9 protein-coding genes are annotated in these 14,069 nt (G+C 72.9%); 8 read left to right on the top strand and 1 reads right to left on the bottom strand.

Going from position 1 to position 14,069, the window contains the following annotated elements:
- Positions 1-41 precede the first annotated feature (41 nt).
- The 8 genes from glgP to VMF70_02720 all read left to right on the top strand — a co-directional run bounded on the left by glgP (position 42) and on the right by VMF70_02720 (position 12,633).
- Positions 42-2,201 (top strand): alpha-glucan family phosphorylase, encoded by a 2,160-nt coding sequence (glgP, locus tag VMF70_02755; protein HTT66927.1) that lies wholly within the window; start codon positions 42-44, stop codon positions 2,199-2,201.
- Positions 2,179-3,747 carry a glycogen/starch synthase gene (locus VMF70_02750; protein HTT66926.1) on the top strand — a complete coding sequence of 523 codons (1,569 nt, stop codon included), beginning with the start codon at positions 2,179-2,181 and terminating at the stop codon, positions 3,745-3,747. The genes glgP and VMF70_02750 overlap by 23 nt, the downstream gene beginning before the upstream one ends.
- Complete coding sequence (locus VMF70_02745) at positions 3,748-5,457, top strand: 1,4-alpha-glucan branching protein domain-containing protein (protein HTT66925.1); 1,710 nt, start codon at positions 3,748-3,750, stop codon at positions 5,455-5,457. It begins immediately after the preceding gene.
- Entirely contained in the window at positions 5,457-7,505 is a 2,049-nt protein-coding gene (locus VMF70_02740) for a DUF3536 domain-containing protein (protein ID HTT66924.1), read from the top strand. The genes VMF70_02745 and VMF70_02740 overlap by 1 nt, the downstream gene beginning before the upstream one ends.
- Complete coding sequence (locus tag VMF70_02735; protein ID HTT66923.1) at positions 7,502-9,442, top strand: alpha-amylase/4-alpha-glucanotransferase domain-containing protein; 1,941 nt, start codon at positions 7,502-7,504, stop codon at positions 9,440-9,442. Before VMF70_02740 ends, VMF70_02735 begins: the two co-directional genes overlap by 4 nt.
- Before the next feature lie 178 nt (positions 9,443-9,620).
- Complete coding sequence (locus VMF70_02730; protein HTT66922.1) at positions 9,621-10,679, top strand: hypothetical protein; 1,059 nt, start codon at positions 9,621-9,623, stop codon at positions 10,677-10,679.
- 83 nt (positions 10,680-10,762) lie between these two features.
- Positions 10,763-12,061, top strand: a complete 1,299-nt coding sequence (locus VMF70_02725) for a dipeptidase (protein ID HTT66921.1) — start codon at positions 10,763-10,765, stop codon at positions 12,059-12,061.
- A 92-nt stretch (positions 12,062-12,153) separates the two neighbouring features.
- The gene (locus VMF70_02720; GenBank protein HTT66920.1) at positions 12,154-12,633 is read left to right on the top strand and encodes a hypothetical protein; all 480 of its coding nucleotides are present in this window, start codon (positions 12,154-12,156) and stop codon (positions 12,631-12,633) included.
- Between the two features lie 92 nt (positions 12,634-12,725).
- Here VMF70_02720 and VMF70_02715 read toward each other — a convergent pair whose 3' ends face one another.
- Positions 12,726-14,003 carry a hypothetical protein gene (locus VMF70_02715; protein ID HTT66919.1) on the bottom strand — a complete coding sequence of 426 codons (1,278 nt, stop codon included), beginning with the start codon at positions 14,001-14,003 and terminating at the stop codon, positions 12,726-12,728.
- Between the last annotated feature and the right edge of the window lie 66 nt (positions 14,004-14,069).

Genomic DNA, 14,069 nt, shown 5'->3' with positions numbered 1-14,069 from the left:
CGCTGGCGAGATCGGGCCGCCCCGGTTATTTGCTAAGGTCTATGAGACGGTCTGCGATCACACCACCCTATCTGCCAGAGCGCATCGACGCCCTCCACGACATCGCCAGCAACGTGTCCTGGAGCTGGAGTCGCGACGCCCGCGCGCTGTTCCGCCTGCTCGACCGGCCGCTGTGGCACCTGACGCGGCACAACCCGCTCGAGCAGCTCCGCCGGGTGGACCCCAAGCGGCTCGCCGCCTGCGCACGCGACATCAAGTTCCTCCAGGTCTACGACCGGGTCATCAGCGAATACCGGTCGAACGAGGACAACCGCGGCACCTGGTTCGCGCAGTCGTATCCCGATCTTCAGGGGCGCACGGTGGCGTACTTCTGCGCCGAGTTCGGCCTCCACAACTCGGTGCCGATCTACTCCGGCGGCCTCGGTGTCCTGGCCGGCGATCACTGCAAGGCCGCGTCGGACCTCGGCGTGCCGCTGGTGGCGGTGGGCCTGCTGTACACCCAGGGCTACTTCAACCAGCGCATCCGGCTCGACGGCTGGCAGGAGGATACGGACGAGCGGTTCGACCCCCGGATGGGGCCCCTCGAGCCACTCACCGGTCCCAAGGGCGAGCCGTGGCTCGCCGTGGTGCGCGCGTTCGGCCGTCCGGTACACGTCGGCGCCTGGAGGATGAAGGTCGGGCGCGTGTCCGTGTATCTGATGGACACGGACCTGGAGGAGAACGACCCCGCCGACCGCTCGCTCGCCGGCCGGCTGTACGCCGGCGGTCCGGAGCAGCGGCTGAAGCAGGAGTGGGTCCTCGGCATCGCCGGCGTCCGGGTGCTGCGCGCGGTGGGCATCGATCCGGGGGTCTGGCACGCCAACGAGGGCCACGCCTCGTTCATGCTGGTCGAGCGGCTTCGCGAGCTCATGGTCAAGGGCACGCCGTTCGACGAGGCCATGCGGCAGGTGCGCGCCACGTCGCTGTTCACCACCCACACCCCGGTCCCTGCGGGACACGACATCTTCTCGCACGACCTGGTCGAGCGGTGCACGGGCCCCGTGTGGGAGGAGTTCGGCGTGACCCGCGACGCCTTCCTCCACCTGGGCTACCACCCCACGCGGGACCACGGCCAGTTCCACATGGCGGTGCTGGCCGAGCGGCTGTGCAGCCGGATCAACGGCGTCGCGAAGCGGCACGGCGAGGAGTCGCGCCGCATCTGGCACGACCTGTGGCCGGGCCGCAAGGCGGCGCAGGTCCCGATCGGGCACGTCACCAACGGCGTGCACCTCGCGACCTGGATGTCGCACCGGATGATGGCCCTGATGGACAATCACCTCGGGGCCGACTGGGGCAACCGTCTCGACGACCCGGCGCTGTGGGCGCAGGTCCTGACCATCGACGATCAGGTGCTGTGGTTCGTGCACTGCGAGCTGAAGGGCATCCTGATGGCCTTCATCCGCGAGCAGGCGCGCCGGCGCTGGTCGGACGAGTGGAAGGAGGCGGCCCACGTGGTCGGCGCCGGCACGCTGCTGGATCCCGACGCCCTCACGATCGGGTTCGGCCGGCGGTTCGCCGCCTACAAGCGGTCCACGCTCATCTTCCGGGACATCGAGCGGCTGCGGAAGCTGCTGATCAACCCCTGGCGGCCGGTGCAGATCGTGTTCTCGGGCAAGGCGCACCCGGCGGACGAGGACGGCAAGAAGATGCTCCAGGAGGTGTACCAGTTCTCCCGCGACCCGCGCCTGGAGGGGCGGGTGGCGTTCCTGGAGGACTACGAGCTGCACCTGGCGCACCGGATGGTCCAGGGTGTCGATCTGTGGCTCAACCTTCCGCGGCCGCCGCTCGAGGCCTGCGGCACCAGCGGGATGAAGGCGGCGGTGAACGGGGTGCCGCAGCTCAGCACGCTCGACGGGTGGTGGTTCGAGGCGTACGACGGCCTGAACGGCTGGGCCATCAAGCCCGCTCCGGAAGGCGGCGACGGCGACGACTGGGACGCGGAGCAGCTGTACAGCCTGCTCGAGGACGAGGTGGTGCCGCTGTTCTACGATCGCGACGCCCACGGCGTGCCGAGCGGCTGGGTGGACAAGATGAAGCACGCCCTGCGCACGGTGGGCGAGCACTACACCGCCCGGCGGATGGTGCAGCAGTACGTGCAGGCCTACTACGCGCCGGCATTGCGGTCCGAGGTGGCGGCGGGTGACGATCCCCCGAGCGCCTGACGGCTCCGCGATGGGAGCGTCGTTCGACCCCGCTCCTCCCGCGCGCTGGCGGGCCCCGGCTCCGCCTCCCCTGCTCCTCGGCTCGAACGCCGAGGAACCCGTGGGCGTGGTCCACGTGGTGGCGGAGTACACCCCCTACGCCCATACCGGTGGCCTCGCGGACGCGGTCGCCGGCCTGGCGCGGCTCCAGGCGGCGGCCGGCGTGCCGACCGCGGTCGTCCTGCCCCTGCACCGCTCGGTGCGCCGCGCCGGCCAGGAGCTGATCGCGGTCGGGCGGCCGTTCCCCGTCGAGGTGGGGCCGCGCGTCGAGTGGGCGCGGCTGTGGCGGGTGGCCGCGGCGCCGCGGGCGCCGCGCGTCTTCTTCATCGAGCACGACGGCTACTTCAACCGCCCGGGCCCCTACGGCGCGGGTGGACGGGATTACAGCGACAACGGGTTCCGGTTCGCGTTCTTCGCCCAGGCGGCGCTCGCCGTGCTGCCGCGCATCGCCAACGCGCCGGTGGTCGTGCACGCGCACGACTGGCACGCGGCGCTAGTGCCGGTGTACCTGCGCACCCGGTTCGCCGGGCACCCGTTCTACGACCGGGCGCGGACGGTGCTGACCGTGCACAACGCGGCGTTCCAGGGCTGGTTCCCGGAGGAGCTGCTGCACGTCGTGGGACTGCCGGCCTGGCTGTACGACTGGCGTCTGATGGAGTGGTACGGGCGGGCCAACTTCCTCAAGGGCGGGATGGCGTTCGCGGACTTCGTGACCACCGTCAGCCCGACGCACGCGCGGGAGCTGGTGACCCCGGAAGGCGGGTTCGGGCTGCACCAGGCGTTCGAGGCGCTGGGCGACCGGCTGGTGGGAATCGTGAACGGGATCGACGTGGACTCGTGGGACCCTGCGACCGATCCGCACCTGACGGCCAACTACTCGGCCAACGACCTCTCCGGCAAGCGGCGCTGCAAGGCGGCGTTGCAGCGCAGCTTCGGCCTCCCGCAGCGTTTCAACGTGCCGCTCATCGGCATGGCCGCGCGGCTGGTGGCCCAGAAGGGCCTCGACCTGCTGATCGACAACGCGGCCCTGTTCGCCGACGGCGCGCAATTCGTGTTCACCGGCCGCGGCGACCCGCGCTACGAGTCCGCGCTCACCGCCATCGCCGCGCGGTCGCACCAGCGGGTCGCGGTGCGGCTCGGCTTCAGCGACCGGAATGCTCGCCGGATCATGGCGGGGGCGGACATCTTCCTGGTGCCGTCGTTGTACGAGCCGTGCGGCTTGACGCAGATGACCGCACAACGCTACGGCGCGCTGCCGGTGGCGCGGCGGGTGGGCGGACTCGCGGACACGATCGACGACGGGGAGACCGGGTTCCTGTTCGACGCCTACGCCCCCACCGCCCTCGCCGAGACGGTGCAGGAGGCGGTCGACACGTACCGGACGCCGGCGCGCTGGGCGTGGCTGGTCGAGCACGCGATCGAGCGCGACTTCAGCTGGGCGCCGTCGGCGAGCGAGTACGCGGCGGTCTACCGGCGCGTGCTCGCCGCTTCCCCGGCGGGTCGGTAGATGTCCGTGGACTTCGTGCTGGCCCTTCACAGCCACGTGCCGCTGGTGCTGCGCCACGGACGCTGGCCGCACGGCAGCGACTGGCTGTGCGAGGCGGTGCTCGACAGTTACCTGCCGCTGATCGAGAAGGTAGGCGAGCTGGCGGCGCGCGGCGTGCACTGTCCGCTCACGGTCGGCGTGTCGCCGGTTCTGGCCAACCAGCTGGTCGATCCAGCGTTCGCCGCCGAGTTCGACGCCTTCGTGCTCCAGCGGCTGGAGTCGTGCCGCGACGCGCGGCGGACGCTCCCCGAGACCGGCGACTCCGGGCTGCTGCCCCTGGTGGACTTCTGGGAGTCGCGGATCCGGCGGCTGCGATCGCTGTTCGAGGCGGAGGGCCGGAACGTCGTGGGGGCGCTCGCCCGGCTGCAGGCGGGCAGCGGGCTGGAGCTGATGACCTGTGCGGCCACGCACGGCTACCTGTCGCTGCTGGGGCGCGAGGAGTCGGTCCGGCTGCAGCTCGGCGTGGCGGCGGCCGAGCATCGCCGCCTGTTCGGCCGGGCGAGCGCCGGGTGCTGGCTGCCCGAATGCGCCTACCGGCCCGGCGGGTGGTGGGCGCCCCCGGGCGCTCCGCGGCCGGGACCGCGGGCGGGCACCGAAGAGCATCTGGCCGCGGCGGGGTTCCGGTACTTCTTCACGGACGCGCACCTGGCGCAGGCGGGAAGCGCGGTGAGCGGTTACGCGGAGGGGGCGGCCGGGGCGGAGCGACCGGACACCGCGCGGCAGGATCCGGCGCGGCAGCGAGGCGCTGGCGCGCAGCGCACGCCCTACCGCGCCTACCTGGTCGGGCCGGCCGCGGCCGGGCGCGTCGCGGTGCTGGTGCGCGACCCGCGCGCGTCGATGCAGGTGTGGAACCGCGACCTCGGGTACCCCGGGGACGGCTGGTACCTGGAGTTCCACAAGATCCGCTGGCCGGGCGGCCTGAAGCTGTGGCGCGTGAGCGCGCCGAAGTCGGATCTCGGCGCCAAGCGTCCCTACGATCCTGCGGCCGCGCTCGCCCAGACCGCGCTCCACGCGTCGCACTTCGCGTCGCTGCTCGGGAGCATCGGGGCCTCGGCGGGCCGGGGGGGCGACGGGGTGATCGCCGTGCCGTTCGACACCGAGCTGTTCGGGCACTGGTGGTTCGAGGGCGCGGACTTCCTCGCGGCGGTGTACCGCAACCTGACGAACGGACGGGGCGTGCGGGCCGCGACCGCGTCCGAGCACCTCGAGCGGCACCCGCCGCGAAGCGGGATCGAGCTGGGCGCCGGCTCGTGGGGCACCGGCGGCGACGACGGGATGTGGCTCAACCCGAAGACCGCCTGGACCTGGCAGCGGCTGTGGCCGCTCGAGGACCGGTTCTGGAGCGTGGCCCCGCAGGCGCTGGCCGTGCCGGATTCGCACGCGCTGCTCGCGCAGGCCGCCCGGGAGCTGCTGCTCGCGCAGGCCTCCGACTGGCAGTTCATCATCACCACCGGCGCGGTGGCCGACTACGGCGCGCGGCGTTTCAGCCTGCACGCCGGCGATGCCGAGCTGCTGGTCGGTCTGCTCGAGGAAACGGTGCGCGGTGCGGTGATCCCGGCGCAGGCGCGGCGCATCGTGGAGGAGCTGCAGGGCCGCGACGCGGTGTTCCCCGACGTGCTGGCGCAGGTGGCGGGCGTGGTGGAGCACGGCCGGGTGGGCGCGGCGGCCTGATGCCGGCGCGATCCATCGTCCTGCACGGACACTTCTACCAGCCGCCGCGCGAGAACCCGTGGCTCGGCTACGTCGAGGCCGAGGCCAGCGCCGCGCCGCACCACGACTGGAACCGGCGCATCGAGCAGGAGTGCTATCGCGCGGTCGCCGCCGCCCGCATCCCCGACGCCGCGGGGCGCATCGCCCGCGTCGTCAACACCCTCGAGTTCGTCAGCTGGGACTTCGGCGCCACGCTGCTCGAGTGGCTCGAGGCCGAGGCGCCCGACACCTACCGCGCCGTGCTGGAGGCGGACCGCCGCAGCGCGGCGCGGACGGGATTCGGCAACGCGATCGCGGCGCCGTACCATCACGTGATCCTTCCGCTGAGCACCCGCCGCGACAAGGTCACCGAGGTGCGGTGGGGCATCGCGGACTTCCGGCGCCGGTTCGGCCGCGAGCCCGACGGGATGTGGCTGCCGGAGACGGCCGTGGACGGGGAGACGCTCGACGTCGTGGCCGCGCACGGCATCCGCTTCACCATCCTGGCGCCGCACCAGGTGCAGCGCGTGCCGGCCGGCGGACTGCCCGGCCGGTACCGCACCGCCGGCGGGCACGAGATCGCGCTGTTCGTCTACGACGGGCCGCTGTCGCACGACCTGGCCTTCGGCCCGCTCCTGGACGACGCCTTCGCGTGGGCGGCGCGCGTGATGGCGACCGGCGACGCCGCGGGCGGTGCGCCCGCCCTGGTGTCGATGGCGGCCGACGGCGAGACCTTCGGCCATCACCATCGGTTCGGCGAGATGGCGCTGGCGCGGTTCCTGGACGAGCTCGGGCGGAGGCCCGACGCCCGGGTCACGAACTACGCCGCCTTCCTCGCCGCGCATCCGGCCACGGAGTCCGTCGAGCTGGTGGCCCCGAGCGCGTGGAGCTGCCCGCACGGCGTGGAGCGGTGGCGCTCCGACTGCGGCTGCCGGGTGGCTCCGGAGCGCGGCTGGCACCAGAAGTGGCGGGCGCCGCTGCGCGCGGCGGTGGAGTGGCTGGCGTCCGAGCTGGATGCGGTGTTCGAGCGGGAAGGGGCGGCGTTGTTCCGGGATGCCTGGGCGGCGCGGGACGCGTACGGCGGGGCGCGCGGCGTGGGCGGCGGGGCGGTCGGCGAGCTGGTGGCGGCGCAGGCGGCGCGCGACCTCGGGGCCGCGAAGTCCCTGCGCGCTCGCGCGCTGCTGGAGATGGAGCACCACGCGCAGGCGATGTTCACGTCGTGCGCCTGGTTTTTCGACGACATCGGCGGACTCGAGCCGCTGCAGTTGCTGCGATACGCGGCGTGCGCCCTGGAGCTGGCGGGGCCGGCTGGCGGCCAGCTCGGCGATGGATTCGCGGAGCGTCTCGCCGCGGCCGTGAGCAACGATCCCTCGGTGGGTGACGGGCGGCGCATCTTCCTCGAGCGGGCGCGGCCGCGTGTGGCACCGGCCGCCCGGGTCGGCGCGAGCTTCGCCGCCCGGACCCGGTTCGTGCCCGGCGGGAGCGCCGGCACGAACGCGCGGATGTACGACTACGACGTGAGCGCGAACGGCGACGCCGTGCGCGTGGTCCACCGGCTCACGGGCCGCGCCGGCGCGCTCCGGGTGGCCGTGGACTCGCCGACCGGCCGCGACATCGGCTTCGCGGTGCGCGTGGCACCTGCCGACGGCGAGCGCGGCGACGCCGCGACCCTGGGCCTGGCGGACCTCACCGAGCGGGAACGGGACGCCGTCAGGAGCGCGCTGATGGCGGCCCTGGCGCGGCGCGCGCTCGGCGCCGAGCAGCAGGCGGCGCTATGCGAAGGCCGTGCGTCGCTGGCGGAGGTGGCGGAGCTCGGCCTGCGCGCGCGCGTGGAGGCGCTCGCGGCCGACCGCTCGGCGGCGGCCGTCGGCGCCGTGCTCGACCTGGTGGATCTGCTCGGGCTCCTCGGCCGCGACCCGGCGTTCGAGGTCCAGACGGCGTTCGCCAGGGTGCGCGAGGGCCTGGCGGCCGCCGAGGCCCGGGGCCTCGACCCGCTGGCCGCGCGGCTCGGCTTCGGCACCGCCGCGTGACGGAACCGCTCCGCTTCGTCTTCGGCGTCCACATCCACCAGCCGGTGGGCAACTTCGACCACGTCTTCGAGCAGCACGTGCGCGAGGCCTATCGCCCGCTGCTGGAGCGGCTCACGGGCCGCGGGTTCACGCCGGTCACCCTCCACGTCTCCGGGCCGCTGCTCGAGTGGCTGGAGGCCCACGACCGTTCGTTTTTGGACCTCGTGGGCCGGCTCGTGTCCGACCACAAGCTCGAGCTGCTGCTTTCGGGGTACGACGAGCCGATCCTGGCGGCCCTGTCGCGGGAGGACAGGGTCGAGCAGATCGGCTGGATGCGCGAGGCCGTGCGGCGGCTGTTCGGGCCGGACGCCGAGCAGGGCGGGCTGTGGCTCACCGAGCGCGTCTGGGAGCCGGACCTCGCGGCCGACCTGGTGGCGGGAGGCGTACGCTACGCCCTGGTGGACGATCGGCACTTCCTGGTGACCGGCTTCCCGCGCGCGAGGCTGCACGCGCCGTTCTGGACGGACGGCGGCGGCGGTCCGCTGGCGCTGTTCCCGATCGACGAGCGGCTCCGCTACCTGGTGCCGTTCAAGCCGCCGGCGCAGATCCTGGGATACCTCGAACATCTGCGCGGGGCGGGGCACCGGCTCGCCGTGCTCGCCGACGACGGGGAGAAGTTCGGCGGCTGGCCGGGGACCGCGAACTGGGTGTACGAGCGCGGCTGGCTCGACGAGTTCCTGGAAGTGATGCTGTCCGCCGTCGGGCGGGGCGACCTGAAGCTCGTGACCAGCGCGGCGGCGCTGGCCGAAGTGCCCAGCGGCGGCCTGGCGTATCTGCCGTCGGCGTCGTACCGCGAGATGGAACGCTGGGCGCTTCCGGCGGAGGCCGCGGTGAGGCTGGAGCACCTCGAGCGGGAGCTGGGAGAGCACCGGATGGCGGGCCCGGACGGCGGGCTGGTGCGCGGCACGCTGTGGCGGAACTTCCTGGTGCGCTACGCCGAAGCCAACCGCATGCACAAGAAGATGCTCGCGTTGTCGGCGCTGCACCGCTCGCTCGCTCCCGGCCGCGGTGGACGGAAGGAGGACCTCGCGCTGGCGCGCCGGGCGATCGGCCGGGCGCAGTGCAACGACGCATACTGGCACGGCGTCTTCGGCGGCCTGTACCTGCCGCACCTCCGGGCCGCGCTGTGGCGGAACCTCGCCGAGGCGGAGCAGGCGCTGCGTCGCGACCAACGGCTCACCGTGCAGCTGCTGGACTTCGATCACGACGGCCACGAGGAAATCTGGGTGCACTCGGGCCGCTGCTCGGTCGTGATCGCGCCGGCGCGCGGCGGCGCCGTGGAGGACTACACGCTGTTCGCCACACTGACCAATTACGCGAACGCGCTGACCCGCCGCCCGGAGGCCTACCACGAGGTGCAGGACCCGTCCCAGCACGGCGGGCAGGGGTCCGAGCCCGGCGGACCAGAGTCCGGGCGGCCGGCGTTCGACGCGGACGATCGCGCGCTGTTCGTGGATCGCGTCCTGCCGGCCGACCTGTCAGTCGAGGCGTACGCGGCGGGGCGCTACGCGCCGCCGGCGTCCTGGGCGCGCGCGGCGATGCGCCTGCGGATCGAGACGGCGACGGCGGCGGAGGTCGTGGTGGTCCTCGAGGCGCCGGCAGGAGCGCCGCCGCTGGAGAAGCGAATCCGGATCGGGGCCGACGGCGCGCTCGCGGTCACCTACCGGTGGGATGCGGCCGCCCTGCCCGAGGGCGGCTGGTTCGCCCCGGAGCTGTCGCTGGCCGCGCCCCTCGACCTCGTCGCCGATCCGCCGGCGGAAACGTGGCGCTTCCCCATCGAGACGGTGGCGAAGTCCGAGCGCGGTCTCGAGCGGACGCTGCAGGGCGAATCCGTGACGCCGCGCTGGCCGGTCCGGGACGGCGCGGCCCGCATCGAGCTGAGGCGTCCGGTCCTCTAGCGCCGGTGGCGCTCGCTGTGCAGCGATCGGCGGTCCGGGTAGGCGAACCGGGCGCCGCGGATGGCGCGCCCGCGCCTCCCGTTGTACTGTGCGGGACGGTCGTCGCTTGGCCGTGCGCGACGGGCAGCCGCGGCCGGGGAGTGATTTCCGCGAGGAGGAGGCCTCACCGATGGGGTGGTTGAAGCGCATCGTTCCGGTCGGCGCCGTCGCGGCGGCTGTCGTCGCGACCGCCTGCAGCGAGAGTACGGCTCCCGCGTCGGTGGACGCGACGGCGACGGCGACGGTCGTCAACAGCCTCAACTCCACGCTGTCGCAGAACGCGGTGCTGCAGGGCCTGGCCGCTCTTGGCAACAGCTCGGCGCTCGGCTCCGCGGTTGCGCGCGCGGCGATGGCGCCGCTCCCGGTGCGGGGCAAGGTGTGGACGGCCTCCGCCGCCGAGGCGCGTGACCGGTTGCGCGCCCTGGCCGCGCGCGCGCCCGCGGCTCCGCTGGCGCTGTTTCCCGCCAACGTGCTCGGCAAGACGTTCCAGTGGGACACGACCAGTCCGGCCCAGTACCGGATCACCGATTCCACGCTGGTGGGCGCGCCGACCAACGGCGTGAAGTTCATCCTCTACCAGGTGGACACGGCGACGGGGAATCCGAGCCTTCCGCTCGCCCAGAGCGGCTATCTGACCATGACCGACGCCAGCACGCCGCAGGCCAACGTGCTGCAGCTGCTGCTGATGGTCGGCAGCCAGACGGCGGCCAGCTATGCGATCACCGAGGTCAGGACGACCTCGAGCCTGTCACTGACGGCGGTGGGCTCGGTGAGCAACGTCGTGACCGGCGGCACGCCGGTCGTCTTCAACCTGCAGCACGTGCTGTCGCTCTCCGACAGCAGCCTCTCGACCGATTACGAGGCGAGCAGCAACGGCGCCACGGTCTCGATCGTCAGCACGGTGTCCGGCGCCGGCGGCACGCCCGCGTTCACGATGAACTGGAGCGTGACGAAGGGCGGCACCGTCGGGATCGTCGGCAGCGGCACCGACTCCTCGATCGACGTGCAGTTCCAGTTCAATCACACGACGGTCGCGACGGCGAGCGGCCCGGCCGACAGTCCCACGATCACGCTGGCGTCGGGCCGGACCCTCACGACCGCCGACCTGCTGGCGCTGGCGTCGATCTTCGTGGGGTTCGAGGAGATCGAGTACAACCTGAGCCTGCTCTTCACGCCCGGACTCCTCGTCTTCGGCTGACGGGCCGCGGCCGCCGGGACGCACGACGGGCGGCCGCGGGCCGCCCGTTGTGCATGGTGGGGCGCGTCGCTATCGTCCCGCCCATGCGATCCACACTTCTGCTTGCGCTGCTCACGGTGGCGGCGGCGCCCGTCGCCGCCCAGACGGATTCGGCGCTGCTCCGCCACGCGCTCCGCCTGCACCGGGCCGTGCCGATGATCGACGGGCACAACGATCTGCCGTGGAAGCTGCGGACCCGCGGCAGCGACAGCTTCGACAGCACCGACATCGGCCGCGTCGTGTTCTCCTGGGACAGCATGGACATCTCCCGGCCGCAGCCGCAGCTGGCGACGGACATCCCGCGGCTCAGGGCCGGCGGGGTCGGCGGCGTGTTCTGGTCCACGTGGGTGCCCACCGAGATGATCCGCGCCGACGCGGCGCGGATCGAGCTGGAGCAGATCGACATCGTGCGCCGGATGCCGGAGCGGTACCCCGGGGTCTTCGCGCTGGCGCGCACCGCGGACGACATCCTCCGCATCCACCGGCAGGGGAAGATCGCGATCCTGATCGGCATGGAGGGCGGGCACGTCATCGAGAACTCGCTGCCGCTGCTCAGGATGTACTACGACCTCGGCGCGCGCTACATGACGCTCACCCATTTCGCGACGCTGGCCTGGGCCGACGCGGCGGGCGACGACTCGACTCATCGCGGCCTCACGCCGTTCGGGCGGGCCGTGGTGCGGGAGATGAACCGGCTGGGCATGCTCGTGGACCTCGCCCACGTGTCCGACTCGGTGATGGCCCAGGTGCTCCGCATTAGCGCGGCGCCGGTCATCTTCTCCCATTCCTCGGCCCGCGCGCTGGCCGACGTGCCGCGCGACGTGCCGGACGACATCCTGCGCCTGCTGCCGAGGAACGGCGGCGTCGTGATGGTCAACTTCTACTGTCCGTTCGTGGACTCGGCCGCCGTGCGGTACGCGCGCGAGCAGCGGGCCGTCTTCGTCCAGGCGCGACAGCAGTACGCGAACGACAGCGCGGCCATCCGCACGGCCGTGGCGCAGTGGTCGGCCGCGCACCCCGCGCCGCCGCGGCCCACGATCGCGATGGTGGCGGATCACATCGACCACATCCGGCGGGTGGCGGGGATCGACCACGTCGGCTACGGCAGCGACTTCGACGGGATGGACTGCGCGCCGAAGGGACTCGAGGACGTGAGCGGCTTCCCGGCGCTGACGGCGGAGCTGATCCGTCGCGGCTACAGCGACCGGGACGTCGAGAAGGTGATCGGGCTCAACGTGATCCGGGTGCTCCGGCAGGCCGAGCGGGCGGCACGGCGGCTGCAGCGCGAGGAGCGGCCGGGCACCGCGACGATCTTCACCCTCGACAGCCTGCCCGGGCGATGAGGGCCCGCCGAGCGGGAACCCGGGCCCACCTCGGGCGGTGGCTCGCCGCGGCGCTGCTGGCGGGTTGCGCACACCCGCAGCCTGAGCCGGCGGTGCCGGCATCGCCGCCGGCGGTGAACCCGTCGGCCCCCGTGATCGCGCCGCGCCGGGCGGCTGGCAACTACCTGCTCACCACCGATCTCAAGACGTCGCCGCAGCCGTCACCGGTGCCGCCCCGCCGCCCGCCGCGGGCGCGGCCTGCCCCGCTCGCGCTGCTGCGCCTCGACTCCCAGCCGCTGGCGGCTCCGGATGCCACGGCCGTCTCGAGCACCCAGCTCGCCGCCACGGTCAACATCCCGGGCTACACCCGGGCGCCCGCCGGTCGCGCCGGGCAGGCCGCCGTGTGGTGGCCGCTGCCGGGCGACAGCCTCGTGGTGCACTTCCAGACGCCGCGGGGCGACGGTCTCATGGACCTGCGGGGCGAGATGAAGGGGGACACGCTCGCCGGAGAGATCTGGTACACCAGCACGAGAGACAGCGCGGTCTTCCAGATGGGCTCGTTCCGGGCGGTGAAGCAGAGGGGTGGCAGGTAGTGGGTTGTAGGTTGTAGCGCAGCGAGCCCGGCCGCCACACCGCTACAGCCTACAACCTACCACCCACCATCGGCCCGCCTTCGTCGCGGCGCCTAGAAGAACACCCCCGCAAACATGTTCACGTGGTCCGCCTTGAGCACGCCCGCGGGGAACGTCGTCTCGAACCGGCGGTACTCGGCGCCGATCAGCAGGCCACCGCCCGGCCGCCAGTGCAGGTGGCCCTCGTAGACGGCGTTCAGCAGCCGCGCCCCCGGCGCGAAAGCGCTGGCGCTCTGCAGCAGATCGCTGTTGGTCGGGTCGTCACGGCCGTAGCCTCCGCCGAACTCCCAGGCGAACGACGGGCGCAGGTCGAGCTGGGCCCAACCCCCGCGGCTGCGCACCGGCTGGCCGAGCGGGCCGAGGTCCTGGGCGATGCCGCCGTCGCCGAGCATGTTGAGCACCTGACCGGTGAAGGCCTGACCCGCGAGCGTCACGATGCCGACGACGACGCGGAAGTCCGCCGTGAGCGCCTGGCTCGCGATGGTGCCGGTGCCCGCCGTCGCGATCCAGCCGCGGTGCGCGCCGAAGCCGATGGTGCTCTCCTTCTCGTCGGCGCCCCAGTCCAGGTAGAGCCGCCCCTCGACGGCCGGACGCCCGCTGCGCTCCCCGAGATCGGGCTGGGTGGAGAATGCGGCGTCCGGCTCCCACACCGGATCCAGCGCGGCCGCCTGGATGCCGACGCGGAGTGCGCGGCCCGCCTCCGCCGTCAGCCGCGCCTGCGGGATCCAGTTCCACAGGTTGCCGGCGCCGGCGAACTCGGGGTAGCCGATGGCGGCGAAGGAGATCGGGCTCTGCTGGGCGACGATGGCCTTCTCCTGTCCGAACAGCAGCCCCAGGTGCGGCCAGTCGATCCGCACGTTGGCGGTGCGGATTCGCGGAGCAGAAAACAGCCGCGCGTAGGAGTCGACGCCGCCGCCGGCGCCGAAGAAGTCCAGCTGCAGGTCGGCGCTGAGGTCCCCGCCGAAAACCTTGCCCGGCCGGACCGTGATCCCGAGCCGCGTCTGGCGCAGTACGCCGCCGATCTGGCTGTTGGGCCGCCCGGTCGTGTCCTGGGCGCCCGCGACCCATTCCGGCACGTCCGCGTTGTTGAACTTGGCGCCGTCGTAGAAGCCGTTGAACAGGACGAGGCCGGAGATCACCACCCGGTTCTGGAGCCGCGACTGGACCGACGACTGGGCCTGGCTCTCGATCTCGTGCTGCAGGCGCTGGATCGCCTCCTCGGCCTTCTCCAGCCGCTCTTCGAGGGAATCCTGCTGGGACTGGGCGTACAGCGGCACGGCGGCCGCGGCGCACAGCATCAAGACCAGCCCCAGGCGCGTGTGCATGCTCACCGGCGCCTCCTTCGGGATAGGATCGCGTGCTTGACTAGCTTGGGTCTCGGGGTCAAACTCGTGCCA

This window comes from Gemmatimonadales bacterium (genome assembly GCA_035502185.1).
In the GTDB taxonomy this organism is placed as follows: domain Bacteria; phylum Gemmatimonadota; class Gemmatimonadetes; order Gemmatimonadales; family JACORV01; genus Fen-1245.
This window is presented reverse-complemented; position numbering and strand designations above follow the sequence as displayed.

What these genes read in the sequence shown, in the direction of transcription:
- VMF70_02725 (HTT66921.1), top strand. Translation starts at nt 10,763, where the DNA reads ATGCGATCCACACTTCTGCTTGCGCTGCTCACGGTGGCGGCGGCGCCC.
- VMF70_02740 (HTT66924.1), top strand. Translation starts at nt 5,457, where the DNA reads ATGCCGGCGCGATCCATCGTCCTGCACGGACACTTCTACCAGCCGCCG.
- glgP (HTT66927.1), top strand. Translation starts at nt 42, where the DNA reads ATGAGACGGTCTGCGATCACACCACCCTATCTGCCAGAGCGCATCGAC.
- VMF70_02745 (HTT66925.1), top strand. Translation starts at nt 3,748, where the DNA reads ATGTCCGTGGACTTCGTGCTGGCCCTTCACAGCCACGTGCCGCTGGTG.